Genomic DNA, 16,239 nt, shown 5'->3' on the forward strand with positions numbered 1-16,239 from the left:
GCCCACGTGGTCGGCCGTCTACTTCCCGCGCTCGCCTGCCTCCGCCTTCTTACGGTTGCGCCACCAGGCCCGGAAGATCATCAGCGCGAGCAGTCCCAGGGTGATCCACAGCAGGTAGCGGTTGACCACCTCCACCACGTCCAGCACCTGGTCGCCGAAGCTATAGCCCAGCCACATCATCAGTCCGTTGACGACGAGGATGCTGGCGACGTTGATGGCCAGCATGACCCAGAAGCGGATGCGCAGCAGCCCCGCCACGGCGTTGACTACTGTGCCCGGCACCGGGCCCGGCAGGTAGGCGACGGGGATCAGCGCCACGGTGCCTGCCAGCAGCCGCGGGGATTCCGAGTCCACCGCGCGACGGAAGACACGGTGCGCCCGCGGCATGTACTGCAGAGACATGTCGATGAATTCCAGACCCCATTTGCGGCCCATCGCCCAGTAGATCGGCATGAATTTCACCGCCCCCACCACCGTGCACAACAAAAAGACCAGCCAGTGGCCGTTACCCACCGAGGCGTTGGCCCCGGAGACCACCGCGCTGGTGTAGCCGCCGACCATCAGGGTGTAAGCCAACGGGTGCGACAGCAGCCAGGCGCGCAGCGGGATCAACGCCAGCGACCAGAGGCCCATGAGGAGCAACGCCGCGAACAGGAGTTTGTCGGTGCGGTCGGGATTTTCGAGGAAATCCGGCAGCTCCGGTTCTTGTTTCTCGGCGGGCGCAGCGGAGGCAGTCGTCATCGCCGCGTCGGCCGGGGCGTCGCGGTCTTTCGGGGAAGGGTCTTGGGGGAGCACCGCCTCAATGCTAGTGCTCCCCCGCCCCGGACACGAGCCCTCCCGGATCAGCCTTGCTCGAGCGCCCGGCGATCGGCGGCGCTGAGCTCCACGGCGTCCAGCAGCTCCGGACGTACGGCGCGGGTGCGCAGCAGCGACTGGTCGCGGCGCCACCGGTCGATCAGGGCATGGTTGCCGCTGGTGAGCACCTCGGGCACGTCGAGTCCGCGCCAGGAACGGGGCTTGGTGTAGCTGGGGCCTTCCAACAACCCGTCAGAGAAGCTGTCCTCTTGGTGGCTGGACTGATTGCCCAACACGCCGGGGACTAGGCGCACGACGGCCTCGGCGATGACGAGGACGGCCACTTCTCCGCCGATGAGCACGTAGTCGCCGATGGAGACCTCGCGCACCCGGTAGCGGTTCGCGGCGTCGTCGACGACGCGCTGGTCGATGCCCTCGTAGCGGCCACACGCGAAGACGATGTGTTCCTCGGTGGACCAGGCTTGTGCGTCGGCCTGCGTGAAAGGCTTTCCGGCGGGGGTGGGCACGAGCAGCAACGGCTTGGAGCGGTCCTCGTCGCCCGTCTCGTAGGTCTGTGTGTCGACGCCCGCCAAGTCGTCGTGGCGCGGCGCGCTCAGGTGCGGGCTGGCGGTGGTCAGGTCAAGGGTCTCCGCCACGGGCCCGGCGCCGGCCGCGGCGTCGTCGAGCGCCGGGCCCCAGACCTCCGGTTTCATGACCATGCCGGGGCCACCGCCCATCGGGGTGTCGTCGACGGACTTGTGACGGTCGGTGGCCCACTGGCGCAGGTCGTGGACGCCGATGCTCAGGATTTTTTGTTCGATGGCTTTGCCCAGCAGGGCGTGGCGCAGCGGTTCGAGGTATTCCGGGAAGATGGTGAGGACGTCGAGGCGCATGTCAGAGATCCAGCAACCCTTCCGGCGGGGTGACGGTCACGGCGCCCGCGTCGAGATCGACCTCGGGGACGATGGCCAGGACGAAGGGGATGAGGGCTTCGGCGCCGTCGGTGAGCCGGACCTCCAGGACGTCCTGGCCGGGGTTGTGCAGCACGCCGGTGACCTCGCCGATGTCGGCGCCCTCGTGCAGGACGCGCAGCCCTTCGAGTTCGTGGTCGTAGAAGCCGTCGTCGTTGTCGTCGGCCTCCAGCGGGGCGGCGAAAAAGCGCATGCCGCGCAGGCCGTCGGCGGCGGTGCGGTCGGGGATCTCCTCGAATTTGACCAGCAGGCGGCCCTGGTGCGGCCGAACGGTGGCCACGGTCAGCGACTGCTCGCGGTTGCCTTGCCGACCGGTGAGTTCTGCGCCGACGGCGTAGCGGGTCTCAGGTTCGTCGGTGGTCACGTCGACGGCCACTTCGCCGCGGATGCCGTGCGACTTGATCACTCGGCCGATCATCAATTCCATGGCTGAAAAGTCTAGCGGTCGGCGCCACAGATGACACTTCCCTATTCAGGATGGATAGGTTAGGCTAACCTTAAAATTTCTTCAGGAGGTTTCCGCCATGACCACTCACCTGCCCGGCTCCGACCGCCCCGCGGACAAAGTCGGCGGCCACTGGCTGCTCGCGCGTGCGGGCAAGAAGGTGCTGCGCCCCGGCGGCCGCGAAACCACCGACTGGCTGCTCGACCAAGCGGACGTCGCCGGCCGCACTGTCGTCGAATTCGCGCCCGGCCTCGGCGTCACCGCCCGCGCCGTCCTCGCCCGCGGGCCGGGGAGATACCTCGGCGTCGACTCCGACCCGGCAGCCAGCGCCCGGCTCGACGACCTCCTCGCCCCTCCCCACCGGGCGGTCACCGCCGACGCCTCCGCCACCGGACTCGACGACGCCTGCGCCGACATGGTCCTCAGCGAGGCGATGCTCACCATGCAGGGCGACCGCACCAAACGCGAGATCATGGCCGAAGCAGCCCGTCTCCTGCGCCCCGGCGGCACGTACGCCGTGCATGAAATGGCCCTGACCCCCGACGACCTTCCGGACGTCGTGGCCACGGACATCCGCGCCACGCTGGCGAAAACCATCCGCGTCAACGCCCGCCCCCTGACCATCGCCGAATGGGTCACCCTCGCCGAGGACACCGGCTTCGAGGTCACCGCCACCTACGTCACGGACATGGGCCTTCTCGATCCACGCCGCCTAGTGGCCGACGAAGGCGTCTTCGGCGTGGCACGCATCGCCTTCAACGTCGCCCGGCAACCGGACGTTCGCCGCCGCGTCCTCGCCATGCGCAGAGTCTTCACCGAGCACCGCGCACACCTGCGCGGCGTCGGCCTGATCCTGACCAAACGCTAGATTGGAGCGCCATGACCCACCGACCCGACGACATCATCCCCGTCAACGACCCAGAGACCTTCGGCGACAGTCAGCTGCGCGACTCCGACCACATGACCGTGCTGGCCTTGCCGGAGCTGGCGCCGCAGCCGAACCCGGACCGTCCCCGCCCCGGAGTCAAGCGCCTGCTGCAGGGCGACGGCGCCAATCTCATCGTCTTCTCCTTCGCCCCCGGCCAGGACCTGCCGGACCACAAGGCCGCCCACCCCATCACCGTGCAGTGCCTGAGCGGCACGCTCGACTTCACCTGCGGCGGCGAACGCGTGCGCATGGAGCCGGGCACGGTGATCCACCTGCGCGAGCACGTCATTCATGCGGTGGAATGCCCCGCCGACGCACAAGGGGTGGCGGTCCTGCTGCTGACGATGCTCACCGGCGAGCGTCACCAGCAGGACTAGCGGCCCGCCCCCTCTGCCGCGCGGTCGGGGACATACGCGCACGTCGGGTCAGAGGCCAACGCATTGCCCGTCAGGGCGTAGGCCGTCGATCGCGAACCGCCGCACACGTCGGCGAACTCGCACACCGAGCACTTTCCCTCCCATCGGGAGGGGTCGCGCAACGCCTGAAACACCGGCGAGTGCGAGTAGATCGCCGCCAACTCCTCGTCTGTGACGTTTCCGCAGCGCAAGGGGAGGAAACCGTTGGGGTAGACGTCGCCGACGTGGTCGATGAACACGAACCCGCTGCCGGCGTTGACCGCCATGGGCGGGCGCGGGGTGCGCGGGCGCTCATTCGGGCCGAGCAACTCGGCGGTGCGCGCGGTCAATTCCCGGTACAACTCACCACCTTCGTGGGTCACGCCCTGTCGGCGCTGCAGGGCCACCCGCCGATACTGCGGCGCCTCCGTCGTCTTGATCGCCACCCGGTCGGCGACCTCCGCCAGCCACCACAACGCGTCCTCCCGCTGCTGCGCGCTCAGGCCGCGCAGGCTGCTGCCGCGCCCGGTGGGCACGAGGAAGAACACGCTCCACAGCTTGGCGCCCATCTCCAGCACGCGGGCCAGCATGTCCGGGGCCTCCCGGACGTTGTCCGCGGTGAGCGTGGAGTTGACCTGCAGCCGGTAGCCCAGGTCCGTGACGTCGCGGGCGATCTCCAGGGTGCGGTCGAAGGTGCCGCCGAAACCGCGGAAGCTGTCATGGGTCTCGGCGCAGGCCCCGTCGAGGGACAGCGACAGCGCCGATCCCCCGGCGGCACGCAGCCCGGCCAGGCGCTCCCGCGTCAGGCGCGGGGTCACCGACGGCGACAAGGAGACGTTCAGGCCGAGCGCGGTACCGTAGGCCGTCAGCTCCTCCAAGTCACCCCGCTCAAAGGGGTCGCCGCCAGTGAGCACCACCAGCGGGCGCGGTGTGTCGTACCCGGCCAAGGACTCCAGCAACCGCTTACCCTGCTCGGTGCTCAACTGCCCCGGGGCGGGCTCGTGCTGGGCATCGGCGCGGCAGTGCTGACAGACCAGCTGGCAGGCGCGGGTGACCTCCCAGATGGCGATGAAAGGCTTGCTGGCGATGTCGTGGCGCACGGTGCGCACCGCGCGGGAGCGCCGAGGCGGGGAGACGGTCATGGGTTCCACCTTTTGTCGGTCAAGAATCAACCTATTGGCTAATAAAACGACTATAGCCGAACTAAAGGTGGTTCCCGGTAATCAGGGTGGGTCTTCAGCGGAAGACGGGGTCAGGCGGCGATCCCCGCCGGGGCGGCGCAGCCCTTGAGTCCACCGCCCGTCGGAAAGCACAAAGGCGCCCCGCCCGAACCAGTAAAGGTTCGCACGGGGCGCCGAAGAGCTCGAGGGAGCGGGAGAGGCTTTACTCCTCGTCCTTCTTCTCCTCGGCCTCGCCCTCAGCGGACTCGGTCTCGGCGGCGGCCTCAGCGGCGGCGGCAGCCTCAGCCTCAGCGGCGGCCTTGGCCTCCGCCTCTTCCTTGGCCTTCTGCTTCTTCTCGACGACGGACTCGGCGGACGGAGCGTCGTTGGCCTCAGCCAGGGCCTGGTTGAACAGGTCCAGCTTGGACGGCTTCTCTTCCGCGACCTTGAGGGTGCCCTCGGCGCCCTCAAGTCCCTTGTGCTTCTGCCAGTCGCCGGTCACCTTCAGCAGGGCGAGCACCGGCTCGGTCGGCTGTGCGCCGACTCCCAGCCAGTACTGTGCGCGCTCGGAATCGATCTCGATGCGGGACGGCTCCTGCTTCGGCTCGTAGACGCCGATGTTCTCGATGACGCTGCCCGAACGACGGGTGCGGGCGTCGGCGATGATGACGCGGTAGTGCGGGGTGCGGATCTTACCGATGCGCTGCAGCTTGATCTTGACGGCCATGATGGCTCCTTAATATGTGGTCACCGGGCAGTACAGTCACCCACCCGCATCGTCTGCGCGGTGGGCCGGTTCAGCCCTTTGCTTGTGCTGCGCGTGCCTGGCCGGGCGATACGGATAATCGCGATCGGCGCTGACGCAGCGTCAGGTTCATGTGGCGGACACACCCTCACGGACGAGGACATGCACACAACCTCAAAGATTGTACCGCCCCGGGTGTCCGGAAAGAAATTGCGTCCGACTACGCTCTGCCCTCCCCACCCGAGTTCGGGGCCCCGGCTAGACTATTTGCGTCAATATCCACATAGCCGTATCGCCAGCGAGGAGGATTCGCCGGGTGTCCACCACCACAACCACTCGCTCATCGACCTACCGGCCAGAACTCGACGGCCTGCGCGGCATCGCCATCGGACTGGTCGTCATCTTCCATGTCTTCGTCGGCCGGGTCTCCGGCGGCGTGGACGTCTTCCTGCTCCTGTCCGGATACTTTTTCCTCGGCTCGCAGCTGCGTTACGCGGCCCGCCGCAACGCCTCCTTAAACCCCTGGTGGCCGTTGTGGCGCACCGTGCGCCGACTGCTCCCGGCCCTGGCCGTGGTGCTCATCGCGACGGTCGCCCTCGCCTGGTGGTTGACGCCGCAGCTGATCACCCCGGAGCTGACGTCACAGTTGAACGCCAGCCTCTTCTACTACCTCAACTGGGAGCTCATCGACCAGCAGGCCGCCTACGCCGCGGCCTCCGCGGACACCTCCCCGCTGCAGCACCTGTGGTCGATGTCTGTGCAGGGGCAGTTCTACCTGTTCGCGATCGCCTTCGCCCTGTTCTTCGCCTGGCTGGTCAGCCGTCACGGATGGACCGGCCGACGGGTGCGCCGCCTGGCCGGGCCCATACTGATCCTGCTCACTGTGCTCTCCTTCGCGTGGGCCTGCCGCCACGGCTTCGTCGGCACCCCGGGAAACTACTACTCGACGTTCGCTCGGATGTGGGAGCTGACCCTGGGCGCGGTGCTCGTGCTGTACCTGCCGCACCTGCAGTTGCCGCGACGCCTGGCCGGCCCGGCCACCGGCCTGGGGCTGGCCCTGATCGCCGTCACGGGCCTGATCATTCCGACCTCGCTGGCCTTCCCCGGCCCCGCCGCCCTCATCCCGATCAGCGGCGCCGTGCTGATCATCGTGGGTGGCGGCCACGGGAACACAGCGAAGCTGATGGCCTCCAAACCGGCGATCTGGCTGGGCGACGTCGCCTACTCGCTCTACCTGTGGCACTGGCCGCTGCTGATCATCTTGACCACCGCCACGGGCAACGAGACGCCCCCGCTCTGGCTGGGCGTGCTCGTGGTCGCGCTCTCCCTGATCCTGGCGGACGTCACGCACCGCTTCGTGGAAACCCCGCTGCGGCAACACCGCCGCCGGCCGACCGCCGAAGAAACCCCCGCCAAGGTCGCGCTCGAGTCGCTGCGACGAGCTCCCGGACAGCGTCGCGCAGCCGGTGGTGTGATGGTCGCGGGACTGGTCGCCACTCTACTCAGCGTAGGTCCGCTCTACGCCGGCTATCTCAGTCGCATAGACGACCAGGAGCTCGACCCCGCGGTCTATCCCGGGGCCCGCGTCGTCGCGGGGGCCGATGCTCCCGGCGGCGTTGACCCCCGCCCCGACCTTGCCCTTGTTTCCGACATTTTTCCCGCTCCCGCAGGAGACGGTTGCCTGATCTACAACGATGAGCCGCACGACCGCTACGCCACCGAAAACATCGACGGGGATCCGTGCGTCTACGGGGACCCGGCGGCCGAGCAAACGGTCGTCTTAGCAGGTGGCTCCCACGCGGAAACGTGGATGGTGCCGCTGGATGAGCTCGGTCAGGAGTTCGGTTTCCGGGTCATCCCTTTCCTCCGGCAGTCTTGCCCGACGGTGTTGGGCGAAAATTTCGGCGTCGACGCCGACTGCGCCGCCTGGAATGAAGGCGCCGTGGCCCAGATCATCGACTTGGATCCGGAGGCGGTGGTCTCCACTTCCACCCGCCCGCTGAACTGGGACGGCACAGGGCCGGACGCGGTGCCACTGGGTTATGAGGCGTTTTGGCGGGCCCTGGACGACTCCCAGATCCCCTTCCTCGGGTTACGCGACAACCCCTGGATCGTCCCCCCGGCCGACGGCGTCGAAGACGCGAACCAATGCCTGCTGCAACACCAGGCTGGCGGAGACACCTTCTTCCACCATGAGGATCCGATCCTCGCTTGCTCCATTCCCCGCGAGCAGGTGTATTCCCCAGTGGACCCCGCCGCAGCGGTGCTCGAGCAGTACCCGAACGCCGTCGCCGTAGACACCGCCGACTGGTTCTGCGCCGCTGAAACATGCCCGCCGATCATCGGCAACATCCCCGTCTATCGGGATAAAGACCACATCTCCAACGCCTATGCCTCGTCGATGCGTGGCCTGGTGTGGGATTACCTCGGCCCGGCCCTCGGCCGTTAAGGACAGGAAACAAGAAGACGGCCCGCCCCACCGTGATCGGTGAGACGGGCCGTCGCCACGCTCGTGCGGGAGTGATCGCCTAGAACTTCTTCTTGCCGCCCATGCGCTTCATGGCCTCGTTGAAATCGAGGTTATTCAAGTCGATGCCGTCCATGTCCTTCGGCAGATTTCCCATCTGCGACAGGTCGGGCATGCCCCCGCCGCCCATCTGCTGCTGCATCTGCTGCAACTGCGCCATGTTCGGCATGCCGCCGCCGGACTGCCGGTTCTTCACGGGCTTACGCTTGCCGCTCTTGGTGCGGCGACCCTTCGGCTTCTTCTTCGTCGCCGAACGCTTCACCCCGCCCATCCCCATCTGGCCGGCCATCTTGCCCATCATCTTCTTCGCCTCGTTGAAGCGTTCGATGAGCTGGTTGATGTCCGCCACGGTCACACCCGAACCACCCGCGATGCGCTTACGGCGCGACGCGTTCAAGATCTTCGGGTTCGTGCGCTCCGCCGGCGTCATGCCGCGGATGATGGCCTGAATCCGGTCGAGCTGCTTCTCGTCGACCATGTCGGCCATGTCGTTCATCTGCTTGCCGCCCGGCAGCATCTTCATGATGTTGCCCAACGGGCCCATCTTGCGCACCATGAGCAGCTGGTCGAGGAAGTCATCCAGCGTCATTTCGCCGGTGCCGATCTTGGCGGCGGCTTCCTCTGCCTTGGACTGGTCCATGACCGTCTCGGCCTGCTCGATGAGCGAGAGCATGTCGCCCATGCCCAGAATGCGGTTGGCCATGCGGTCCGGGTGGAAGACGTCGAAAGCGTCGAGCTTCTCGCCGGTGGAGGCGAACAGGATCGGCTTGCCGGTGACCTCACGGATGGACAGGGCGGCGCCGCCGCGGGCGTCGCCGTCGAGCTTGGTCAGCACCACGCCGGTGAAATCGACGCCGTCGGCGAAGGCCTGCGCGGTGGTCACCGCGTCCTGGCCGATCATCGCGTCGATGACGAAGAGGACCTCATCCGGGTCGACGGCCTCGCGGATGTCGCGTGCCTGGGTCATCAACGTCTCGTCGATGCCGAGACGGCCCGCGGTATCGATGATCACGATGTCGTGCTGGGAGCGGCGCGCCTCCTCGACGCCCGCCTGCGCCACGGCGACGGGGTCGCCGTGGGAGGTGCCCATCTCGTGGCCGTGGGAATCGATCGAGGTCCCCGGGTCCGGGGCGAAGGTGGGCACCTCGGCGCGCTGACCGACGATCTCCAGCTGCTGCACCGCGCCGGGGCGCTGCAGGTCACAGGCCACCAGCATCGGGGTGTGGCCCTGCTTGCTGAAGTACTTGGCCAGTTTGCCGGCCAGGGTGGTTTTACCCGCGCCCTGGAGGCCGGCGAGCATGATCACGGTCGGCGGGTTCTTCGCCAGCTGCACGCGGCGGGTTTCCCCGCCGAGGATGTCGACGAGTTCCTCGTTGACGATCTTGATGACCTGCTGCGCCGGGTTCAGCGCCTCCGACACCTCGGCGCCGAGGGCGCGCGCCTTGACACGCTTGACAAAGCCACGCACGACCGCGAGCGACACGTCCGCCTCCAGCAGCGCGAGACGGATCTCGCGCATGGTGGCGTTGATGTCCTCTTCGGTCAGCTTGCCCTTGCCCCGCAGCCCCTTGAGGGATGATTGGAGGCGGTCGGACAGAGACTCAAACACGTTGTGCACTCCCTAGCGTGGCGTTCGTCGATCAGGGTCAATCAGGTGACCGGCAGATCCGGTATCCGCTACAGCTTAGCCGGTCACCTGCGCGACAGTCACATCTTTCCCGGCCGCGCCCCGGGGCGCGGCCGTCCTAGGAAGTTGTCTCCACCTCCGCTTCATTGAAGCGCTGATCCACGATCCGGTTGCCGCGCAGCAGCGCCGAACGTGCGATCAGGGTCGAACCGATGGCGGAGGTGCCGATCAACAGGATCACGGCGGCCACTCCGACCAGCGCGTTCCACCAGCTCGGGTCGAGCAGGAACGCACCGATGACGATGAAGCTGACGCCGAACCCGGAGGCGGTGCCCAGCACCGACATCCGGGCGAAGACGTCCCGGAAATACAGCATGCCCGCGCCGCAGACGGCGAGGTTGACGGCGCCGAGAATGACGAGGATGTTGGCGATTATGGTCAGGGCATCCATCAGCGGGTCCCCCTCATCAGTGCGCGCGACAGCGAGACTGCGCTGAGGAAGCCCACGAGCGCCGCGACGAACACCAGGTCGAAGGTGAAGCCGCTGGCCTTGGACACGCCGACCAGCGCCAGCAGCGCCACCAGGATGAACAGCAGGAAGTCGGCCGCGGACACCCGGTCGGCGCGGGTCGGGCCCATCAGCATCCGGTAGGCGCCGGGCAGCGCCGTCAGGCCGATGATGACGATCGCGATGTTGATGACTGTCATTGCGCTCCTTCGTTGAACTTCGGCTGCAGCATCAGCCCTTTGAGCATGCGTTCCTCCATGTCGCGGAGGTCTGCGCGCAGCTCGTCGGCCGATTCGTTGTACATGCCGTGGACGTACATGACGCGCACGCCCTCGTCGGTGGTCTCCGCCGCGCCGACGACCAGCGTGCCCGGGGTGACGGTCACCAACGCCGCGAACAGCGTGTAGTAGCCGTCGGTCAGGCTGCGGCACTCGTAGCGCGCGATGCCGGGCGTCGACAGGTGTCCGGGCGTGACGATGTCTTTGAGCACCGACATGTTCGAGGTCAGGAATTCTTTGAGGTACCAGAGCCAGAATCCGATCACGCGGAACGGCCAGGAAAGTATGTTCGTCATTAGGAGTTGCTCACCGCCTCCACGTAGCCGGTGGTGTCCATCAGGCCATGGGCGGCGGTTTCCGCCCAGCCGAGCAGGACTTCTCCGCCGAGCCCGATCGCCAGGGTCAACAGCGCGAGGATGGCCGCCGGGGCCGCCAACCACAGGCTGATGCGCCGACGAGGGGCGGTCTCAGTGTCGTCCTCGGTGCGGGTTTCTTCGGTGCGGGTCACCAGCGCGACGCCGCCGCCTAAGGTGGCGCCCTCGCCGTCCGGGTCTTGCCCGGCGGCCGGGTCCGGGGCCGGGGTCTTCGGATCGCCCCAGAACATGCCGTTCCAGATCTTGAGCATCGACAGCAGCGTGATCAGGCTGACGATGACCATGACCGCCAGCGCGATGTAGCGGCCGGCCTCGAAGGTGCCCAGCATGAGGGAGAACTTGGCCACGAAGCCGGAGAACGGCGGGATGCCCGCCAGCGACAACGCGGCCGCGAAGAAGGACACCGCGATGAGCGGCTCCCGGCGGGCGATGTCGGTGACCTTGTCCAGTTCACCGGTGCCGTATTTGACCTCGACGGCGCCGGTGGACAGGAACAGCGACGCCTTGACCAGCATGTGGTGCACCAGGTAGAAGATGCCCGCGGTCAGGCCCAGCTCCGTGAACAGCGCGACGCCCATGAGGATGTAGCCGAGCTGGCTGATCATGTGGAACACCAGGATCGAGCGGGTGGTCTTCTCCCCCACCGCACCCAGCACGCCGATGAGCATCGTCGCGGTGAACAGGGCGACCAGGATCCACAGGAAGCGGGTGTCGCCGTCGAAGACCACCGCGTAGAAGCGGTAGATCGCGTAGACCGCCACCTTGGTGTGCAGCCCGGAGATCAGGGCCGTCATCGCGGGCGAGGTGTAGGCGTAGGTCCGCGCCAGCCAGCTGTGGACGGGCACGACGGCCGCCTTCGTCAGCATCGCCAGCAGCACGATGCTCATGGCGATGGCCACCATCGGGTCTTCCGAGGCGGCGCCCGCCAGCTGGCCGAGGTTGACCGTGCCGGCGGTGGCGTAGACCATCGCGACGCCGGCCAGCAGCGTCGTCGACGCCAACAGGTTGGCGGCGATGTACAGGCGCATGCCGCCGAGCATGAGGTCCCCGCCGCGGCGGTGGATCGTGGTGGCGTACAGGCCGTAGGACGGCAGCAGCATGACCTCGATGAAGACGAAGAAGTTGAACGCGTCCGCGGTCAGCAGCGCACCGTACACGCCGGTCATGAGCACCAGCACCATGGGCGCGAAGAAAGGTTCGCGGAGGTGCCCGGAGGCGGCGGCGAACCAGGCGCTGAGCAGGGCGAGGATCGCGGTGGTGGTCAGCATCAGCGCGGTGAACATGTCGGCCGCGAAGGGGATCGCCACGCCGAAGGCGAAGTTGCCCACCCCGTGGGCGATGACCTCCCCGCCGGCGAGTTCGGCGATGAGGGCAAGTGCTCCCGCCAACGACGCGCCGAGGACGGCGAATAAGACGACCGGCTGCAGCCAGACGACCTTGCGAAAGATGACCAGCAGGCCGGCCGCCAGCAGCGGCACAGCGACGAACAGCGCCAACATGGCGCCGATCGTGTCATGGGACATTCCGGTGTCCATCAGTGCTTCACCTCCGAAGCGGGGTCACGGGCGGGGTCGCCGTCCTGCTCGTCGATTTCTGGGCGGGTGTTGTCGTTGCGGCGGCCCACGGCCGCGGTGACGAACAGCAGCACCGAGATGGAAAACGAGATCACGATGGCGGTGAGGACGAAAGCCTGCGGCAGCGGGTCGGCCACCGTGGCCGTGTCCGTGTGTGTGCCGAAAGGTTCGTCGCGCCAGGCGGTGCCGCCGGCGGAAATGAGCATCAGGTTGACGCCGTGGCTGAGCAACGTGAATCCCAGGGCGATGCGCAGCATGTCGCGGCGCATCATCAGATACACGCCGCCGCCGACCAGCAACCCCACGGAAAGTGCGAGTGTCATCGGTCAATCCCTTCTGTGCCGGAGACGGCGGACGCGGCGGTGCTGCCGACGACCGGCGCCGTGTCCATCGGATCGGGTTCATGGTCTTCCGGCTCGCGCTCCAGCGGCGCGTCCGGTGAGCCGGGGTCCTGGACCCCGCCGAGCATGTTGACCGCGGTGAGCACCATGCCCACCACCGCCAGGTACACGCCGAGGTCGAAGACCAGGGAGGTCGTCTGGGCCAGGCCGAAGACCTCGAACTGGATCGGCTCGAGGAAAGAGCCCGCCAGGTAACCGACCAGCCCGGTGGCGGCGCCGACGGCGACGCCGGCGCCGATCAACGCCAGGAACGGCCACTTGACCTTCGCCGCCCGGTCCGTCGGCGCAGACAGATACAGCAGGCCGAATCCGGCCGCGCCCACCAGGGCGGCGACGAAGCCGCCGCCGGTTTCGTTGTGTCCGCGGAAGAACAACAGCACGGAGATCACGATGATCAGCGGGCCGATCAGGCGGGTGGTCACGCGCAGGAACACGGAGTTCGCCAGTGCGCTGCGCACCGGGGAGGCCTCGTCCATCAGCGCGGGGCGGGCCGGCAGCAGCGGGCGCGACTTCAGCAGCGCGTAGATGCCGATGCCGGCAAAGCCCAGGACGGTCAGTTCGCCGAGGGTATCCAGGGCACGGAACTCCACCAGGATGGTGTTGACGATGTTCGAACCGCCGGTGACGTTCTCGGCTTCGCGCAGATAGTATTCGGCGGCGGCCGACTTCTCGCGGCGGCCGGTCAGCGCCAACACGGCGAGCATCGCCGCCACGCCCAGGGCCGCGGCCAGGGCGATGGAGCTGACGTTGGCGGCCTTGGTCTCCGGCGTGAAGCGGTCCGGCAGGCGACGCAGGATGAGTACGAGGATGACCACGGTGAGGATCTCCACCGTCAGCTGGGTGGTGGCCACGTCCGCGGCGCCGAGGCTGAAGAACCACAGGGTCACGCCGAAACCGGCGATGCTGATGACCACGACGACGGTCAGCCGCGATTTCGCGGAGACGGACGCCGCGACGCCGAGGGCGACGATGAGCACGAAGATCCAGTCCAGCGGCCGCGAGCGGTCCGCGACGACGTCGGGGATGTCCGTCAGGGTCCACACGCCGACCACGGCGATGACCAGCAGGCCCAGCATCGGGGCCGCCAGGTGGCGGCGCATGGAGGTCGTGCCGCTGGGTCCGGTGACCAGCTTCGCGCCCAGATCGATGGTGCCTTGGCGCAGGTATTCCACCGCGTCGACGCCCCGGATCGGGGCCCGGTAGGCGCGCAGCGCCTGGCCGACCTGCCCGGAGTAGACCACCAGGAGGGCGCCGACGGCGATGATGAGCGCCGACAGGCCCAACGGGACGGTGAAGCCGTGCCACAGGGCCAGCCCCGGTTCATAGGGTTGGCCGGCCGCTGCGGAGGAGGCGTCGGCGACGGGGTTTTCCAACAGCCACGGCAGCAGCCCGAAGACGACCGTGGCGAGGGACAGCAGCGCGGGGACCAGCCAGAAAGTCGGCGCGGCCTCCCGCACCGTGACGGGCTCGTCGACCTCGGCGAGGGTCTTTGTCGTGCCGCCGAAGACGCCGATGATGTAGCGCAGCGAGTAGGCGAAGGTGAACATCGAGGTCACGGTGATCGCCGCGACGATGAGGACCACGGCGCTCGGCGGGAATTCCGCGGCGACGCCGGCCTGCAGGAGGTATTCCTTGCTGATGAAGCCGAAGAACAGCGGGACGCCGGCCATCGACAGCGCGGAGACGACCACGATGGCCTTGGTCACCGGCGTCTTCAACCGCATCGTGCGCAACTGGGCGTAGCTGCGGGTGCCGGTTTCGTGCTCGACGATGCCGACGGACATGAACAGCGCCGCCTTGAAAATAGCGTGGGCGATGGTGTGGGTGATGGCAGCGGCCACGGCGGTGGGGGTGCCGATGCCGACGACCGCCACGAGCAGGCCCAGTTGGCTCATGGTCGAGTACGCCAACAGTTCCTTTAAGTCGTCGCGGCGGATCGCGGTCATCGCCCCGAACAACGCGGTGAACAGTCCGACGCTGATCAGCAGGACGTTCCAGACGGCCACCTCACCGAGCATCGGCGTGTACCGCAGAATGAGATAGATGCCGGCCTTGACCATGGCGGCGGCGTGCAGGTAGGCAGAGACTGGGGCGATGGCGACCATGGAGTCCGGCAGCCAGGCCTGGAAGGGAAACTGGGCGGACTTGGTGAACGCGGCGCCGGCCAGCAGCACGGCGACGATCGCGGTCAGCCCGGGGCTGTCGGTCCAGACCGGGTCGACGAGGATCTCGCTGATGCGCATCGACGAGGTGGTCACGGCCATGATGACGGTGGCCGTCAGCAGCAGCAGTCCGCCGAAGACGGTGACCAGCAGCGTGCGGATCGCCGGTTGGCGTCCCTTCTCCCCCGCGTCCGCGATGAGGAAGAACGAGCAGAAGGTGGTCAGCTCCCAGGCGACGTAGAAGACCATGAGGTCGTCGGTGAGCACGAGCAGCGACATCGCGGCGGCGAATCCGCTGATGTAGAAGTAGAAGGAGGAGGGGCGCCCCTTCCCCAGGTAGCGGGTGCTGTAGATCAGCACGCCGGCGCCGATGATGAGCACCAGCATGAGAAAAATCAGGGAGAGGCCGTCGATGCGGACGGTCAGGTTCGCCCCCAGGGAGGGCAACCAAGTCAGGCTTTCGGTGTGCGGCGCCCCGCTTGACGACGGCACGTAGGTCACCGCCGCCAGCACGGCGCTGGCCAGCAACGGGACAGACAACGCCCAACCGGCGTTGCGCCCGAGGAGCCGGGCCGCCAGCGGAGCCAATGCCACCGTCGCGAGAAGTAACGCGAGAATGAGTAATAACATCGGATTCCGGGTTCTTGAGGTTTACGTGACGACCCGGACGCCCGCCGCGGCGGGGCGGGCAGGCACGGGTCGATCACTGAACTGACATGTCGTGGATTCCAGTCGCGCAGCTCAGGGAACGAGACCGGACAGGTGCGGCCCCCAGGACGTGGTGTAGCCGTTGGTTCCGCCGTGACGTCGCCGACGGTTGGCCCGTTTCGGCGCGTCCTGGTTCCCTTCGACCCTCAGCAACATAGACAGAAGGCTATCATCACACCTCGTCACCGGCCGGTCGCAGGTCACACGATAACATCACCCCAGTGCCCCCGTGACACGAAGAAAACCCCGTCGCCCCCCACTAAGGGAGCGGCGGGTTTTCAGGGGAGGTCAGCGCCCGGTCAGACGGCCACCTCGTTGGTTTCACCGGTGCGCACGCGCACGACGCGGTCTACCTCGGTGACCCAGAGCTTGCCATCGCCGACCTCGCCGGTGTGGGCCGCGGCGATCACGGCGTCGCACACCTCGTCGAGCTGGGCGTCCGAGATCAGAACCTCCACCTTGATCTTGGTGACGAACTCGGTGGCGATCTCCGCTCCGCGGTAGACCTCGGTGTGGCCGCGTTGCCGGCCGTAGCCGAGGGTCTCGGTGGCGGTCATGCCGGAGACGCCGAGCCGGTCGAGGGCGGAATGGATTTCACCGAGGGTGAAGGGCTTGACCACTGCTGTCACGAGTTTCATCGC

At 67.4% G+C, this 16,239-nt stretch carries 16 protein-coding genes; 3 read left to right on the forward strand and 13 right to left on the reverse strand.

Annotated elements, in window-relative coordinates; all coding sequences use genetic code 11:
* Positions 1 to 18: 18 nt before the first annotated feature.
* The 3 genes from B841_RS08375 to rimM form a co-directional block, all read right to left on the reverse strand.
* Complete coding sequence (locus B841_RS08375) at positions 19 to 741, reverse strand: DedA family protein (RefSeq protein ID WP_041632223.1); 723 nt, start codon at positions 739 to 741, stop codon at positions 19 to 21.
* Between the two features lie 101 nt (positions 742 to 842).
* Positions 843 to 1,688: a tRNA (guanosine(37)-N1)-methyltransferase TrmD gene (trmD, locus tag B841_RS08380; protein WP_020935059.1), complete on the reverse strand. Its 846-nt coding sequence runs from the start codon at positions 1,686 to 1,688 to the stop codon at positions 843 to 845.
* Position 1,689: 1 nt separating this feature from the next.
* Entirely contained in the window at positions 1,690 to 2,193 is a 504-nt protein-coding gene (gene rimM, locus B841_RS08385; RefSeq protein ID WP_020935060.1) for a ribosome maturation factor RimM, read from the reverse strand.
* Positions 2,194 to 2,290: 97 nt separating this feature from the next.
* Between rimM and B841_RS08390 the strand changes: the two genes are divergently transcribed.
* Positions 2,291 to 3,079 carry a class I SAM-dependent methyltransferase gene (locus tag B841_RS08390; RefSeq protein WP_020935061.1) on the forward strand — a complete coding sequence of 263 codons (789 nt, stop codon included), beginning with the start codon at positions 2,291 to 2,293 and terminating at the stop codon, positions 3,077 to 3,079.
* 92 nt (positions 3,080 to 3,171) lie between these two features.
* Positions 3,172 to 3,516: a cupin domain-containing protein gene (locus tag B841_RS08395; protein ID WP_041632224.1), complete on the forward strand. Its 345-nt coding sequence runs from the start codon at positions 3,172 to 3,174 to the stop codon at positions 3,514 to 3,516.
* Here the strand turns inward: B841_RS08395 and B841_RS08400 are convergent.
* Together B841_RS08400 and rpsP are read right to left on the reverse strand one after the other, a co-directional pair.
* Positions 3,513 to 4,676: a TIGR04053 family radical SAM/SPASM domain-containing protein gene (locus tag B841_RS08400; protein ID WP_020935063.1), complete on the reverse strand. Its 1,164-nt coding sequence runs from the start codon at positions 4,674 to 4,676 to the stop codon at positions 3,513 to 3,515. The two genes, B841_RS08395 and B841_RS08400, sit on opposite strands and share 4 nt — an antisense overlap.
* A gap of 241 nt (positions 4,677 to 4,917) precedes the next feature.
* Positions 4,918 to 5,421: a 30S ribosomal protein S16 gene (rpsP, locus tag B841_RS08405; RefSeq protein ID WP_020935064.1), complete on the reverse strand. Its 504-nt coding sequence runs from the start codon at positions 5,419 to 5,421 to the stop codon at positions 4,918 to 4,920.
* A gap of 334 nt (positions 5,422 to 5,755) precedes the next feature.
* On the opposite strand from rpsP, the gene B841_RS08410 reads away from it, so the two are divergent.
* Positions 5,756 to 7,888: an acyltransferase family protein gene (locus tag B841_RS08410; protein ID WP_020935065.1), complete on the forward strand. Its 2,133-nt coding sequence runs from the start codon at positions 5,756 to 5,758 to the stop codon at positions 7,886 to 7,888.
* A gap of 79 nt (positions 7,889 to 7,967) precedes the next feature.
* Here B841_RS08410 and ffh read toward each other — a convergent pair whose 3' ends face one another.
* From ffh to B841_RS08450, 8 genes are all read right to left on the reverse strand, one after another.
* Positions 7,968 to 9,575, reverse strand: a complete 1,608-nt coding sequence (gene ffh, locus B841_RS08415) for a signal recognition particle protein (protein WP_020935066.1) — start codon at positions 9,573 to 9,575, stop codon at positions 7,968 to 7,970.
* 136 nt (positions 9,576 to 9,711) lie between these two features.
* The gene (locus B841_RS08420; protein ID WP_020935067.1) at positions 9,712 to 10,044 is read right to left on the reverse strand and encodes a cation:proton antiporter; all 333 of its coding nucleotides are present in this window, start codon (positions 10,042 to 10,044) and stop codon (positions 9,712 to 9,714) included.
* Positions 10,044 to 10,301 carry a monovalent cation/H+ antiporter complex subunit F gene (locus B841_RS08425; protein ID WP_020935068.1) on the reverse strand — a complete coding sequence of 86 codons (258 nt, stop codon included), beginning with the start codon at positions 10,299 to 10,301 and terminating at the stop codon, positions 10,044 to 10,046. The genes B841_RS08420 and B841_RS08425 overlap by 1 nt, the downstream gene beginning before the upstream one ends.
* Positions 10,298 to 10,675: a Na+/H+ antiporter subunit E gene (locus tag B841_RS08430; protein ID WP_020935069.1), complete on the reverse strand. Its 378-nt coding sequence runs from the start codon at positions 10,673 to 10,675 to the stop codon at positions 10,298 to 10,300. The genes B841_RS08425 and B841_RS08430 overlap by 4 nt, the downstream gene beginning before the upstream one ends.
* Entirely contained in the window at positions 10,675 to 12,288 is a 1,614-nt protein-coding gene (locus B841_RS08435; protein ID WP_020935070.1) for a monovalent cation/H+ antiporter subunit D family protein, read from the reverse strand. The genes B841_RS08430 and B841_RS08435 overlap by 1 nt, the downstream gene beginning before the upstream one ends.
* Entirely contained in the window at positions 12,288 to 12,650 is a 363-nt protein-coding gene (locus B841_RS08440) for a cation:proton antiporter subunit C (RefSeq protein WP_020935071.1), read from the reverse strand. Before B841_RS08440 ends, B841_RS08435 begins: the two co-directional genes overlap by 1 nt.
* Positions 12,647 to 15,520 (reverse strand): DUF4040 family protein, encoded by a 2,874-nt coding sequence (locus B841_RS08445; protein WP_020935072.1) that lies wholly within the window; start codon positions 15,518 to 15,520, stop codon positions 12,647 to 12,649. The genes B841_RS08440 and B841_RS08445 overlap by 4 nt, the downstream gene beginning before the upstream one ends.
* A gap of 377 nt (positions 15,521 to 15,897) precedes the next feature.
* On the reverse strand, positions 15,898 to 16,236 hold the full coding sequence (locus tag B841_RS08450; RefSeq protein ID WP_020935073.1) for a P-II family nitrogen regulator: 339 nt from the start codon (positions 16,234 to 16,236) through the stop codon (positions 15,898 to 15,900).
* Positions 16,237 to 16,239: the final 3 nt, after the last annotated feature.

Source organism: Corynebacterium maris DSM 45190 (assembly GCF_000442645.1).
Lineage (GTDB): Bacteria > Actinomycetota > Actinomycetes > Mycobacteriales > Mycobacteriaceae > Corynebacterium > Corynebacterium maris.

Bases quoted from the DNA above. Each gene is read 5' to 3' on its own strand.
- B841_RS08450 (WP_020935073.1), bottom strand. From the start codon at position 16,236: ATGAAACTCGTGACAGCAGTGGTCAAGCCCTTCACCCTCGGTGAAATC.
- rimM (WP_020935060.1), bottom strand. From the start codon at position 2,193: ATGGAATTGATGATCGGCCGAGTGATCAAGTCGCACGGCATCCGCGGC.
- B841_RS08375 (WP_041632223.1), bottom strand. From the start codon at position 741: ATGACGACTGCCTCCGCTGCGCCCGCCGAGAAACAAGAACCGGAGCTG.
- B841_RS08445 (WP_020935072.1), bottom strand. From the start codon at position 15,520: ATGTTATTACTCATTCTCGCGTTACTTCTCGCGACGGTGGCATTGGCT.
- rpsP (WP_020935064.1), bottom strand. From the start codon at position 5,421: ATGGCCGTCAAGATCAAGCTGCAGCGCATCGGTAAGATCCGCACCCCG.
- trmD (WP_020935059.1), bottom strand. From the start codon at position 1,688: ATGCGCCTCGACGTCCTCACCATCTTCCCGGAATACCTCGAACCGCTG.
- B841_RS08430 (WP_020935069.1), bottom strand. From the start codon at position 10,675: ATGACGAACATACTTTCCTGGCCGTTCCGCGTGATCGGATTCTGGCTC.
- B841_RS08395 (WP_041632224.1), top strand. From the start codon at position 3,172: ATGACCGTGCTGGCCTTGCCGGAGCTGGCGCCGCAGCCGAACCCGGAC.
- B841_RS08435 (WP_020935070.1), bottom strand. From the start codon at position 12,288: ATGGACACCGGAATGTCCCATGACACGATCGGCGCCATGTTGGCGCTG.
- B841_RS08425 (WP_020935068.1), bottom strand. From the start codon at position 10,301: ATGACAGTCATCAACATCGCGATCGTCATCATCGGCCTGACGGCGCTG.
- B841_RS08400 (WP_020935063.1), bottom strand. From the start codon at position 4,676: ATGACCGTCTCCCCGCCTCGGCGCTCCCGCGCGGTGCGCACCGTGCGC.
- B841_RS08440 (WP_020935071.1), bottom strand. From the start codon at position 12,650: ATGACACTCGCACTTTCCGTGGGGTTGCTGGTCGGCGGCGGCGTGTAT.
- B841_RS08390 (WP_020935061.1), top strand. From the start codon at position 2,291: ATGACCACTCACCTGCCCGGCTCCGACCGCCCCGCGGACAAAGTCGGC.
- B841_RS08420 (WP_020935067.1), bottom strand. From the start codon at position 10,044: ATGGATGCCCTGACCATAATCGCCAACATCCTCGTCATTCTCGGCGCC.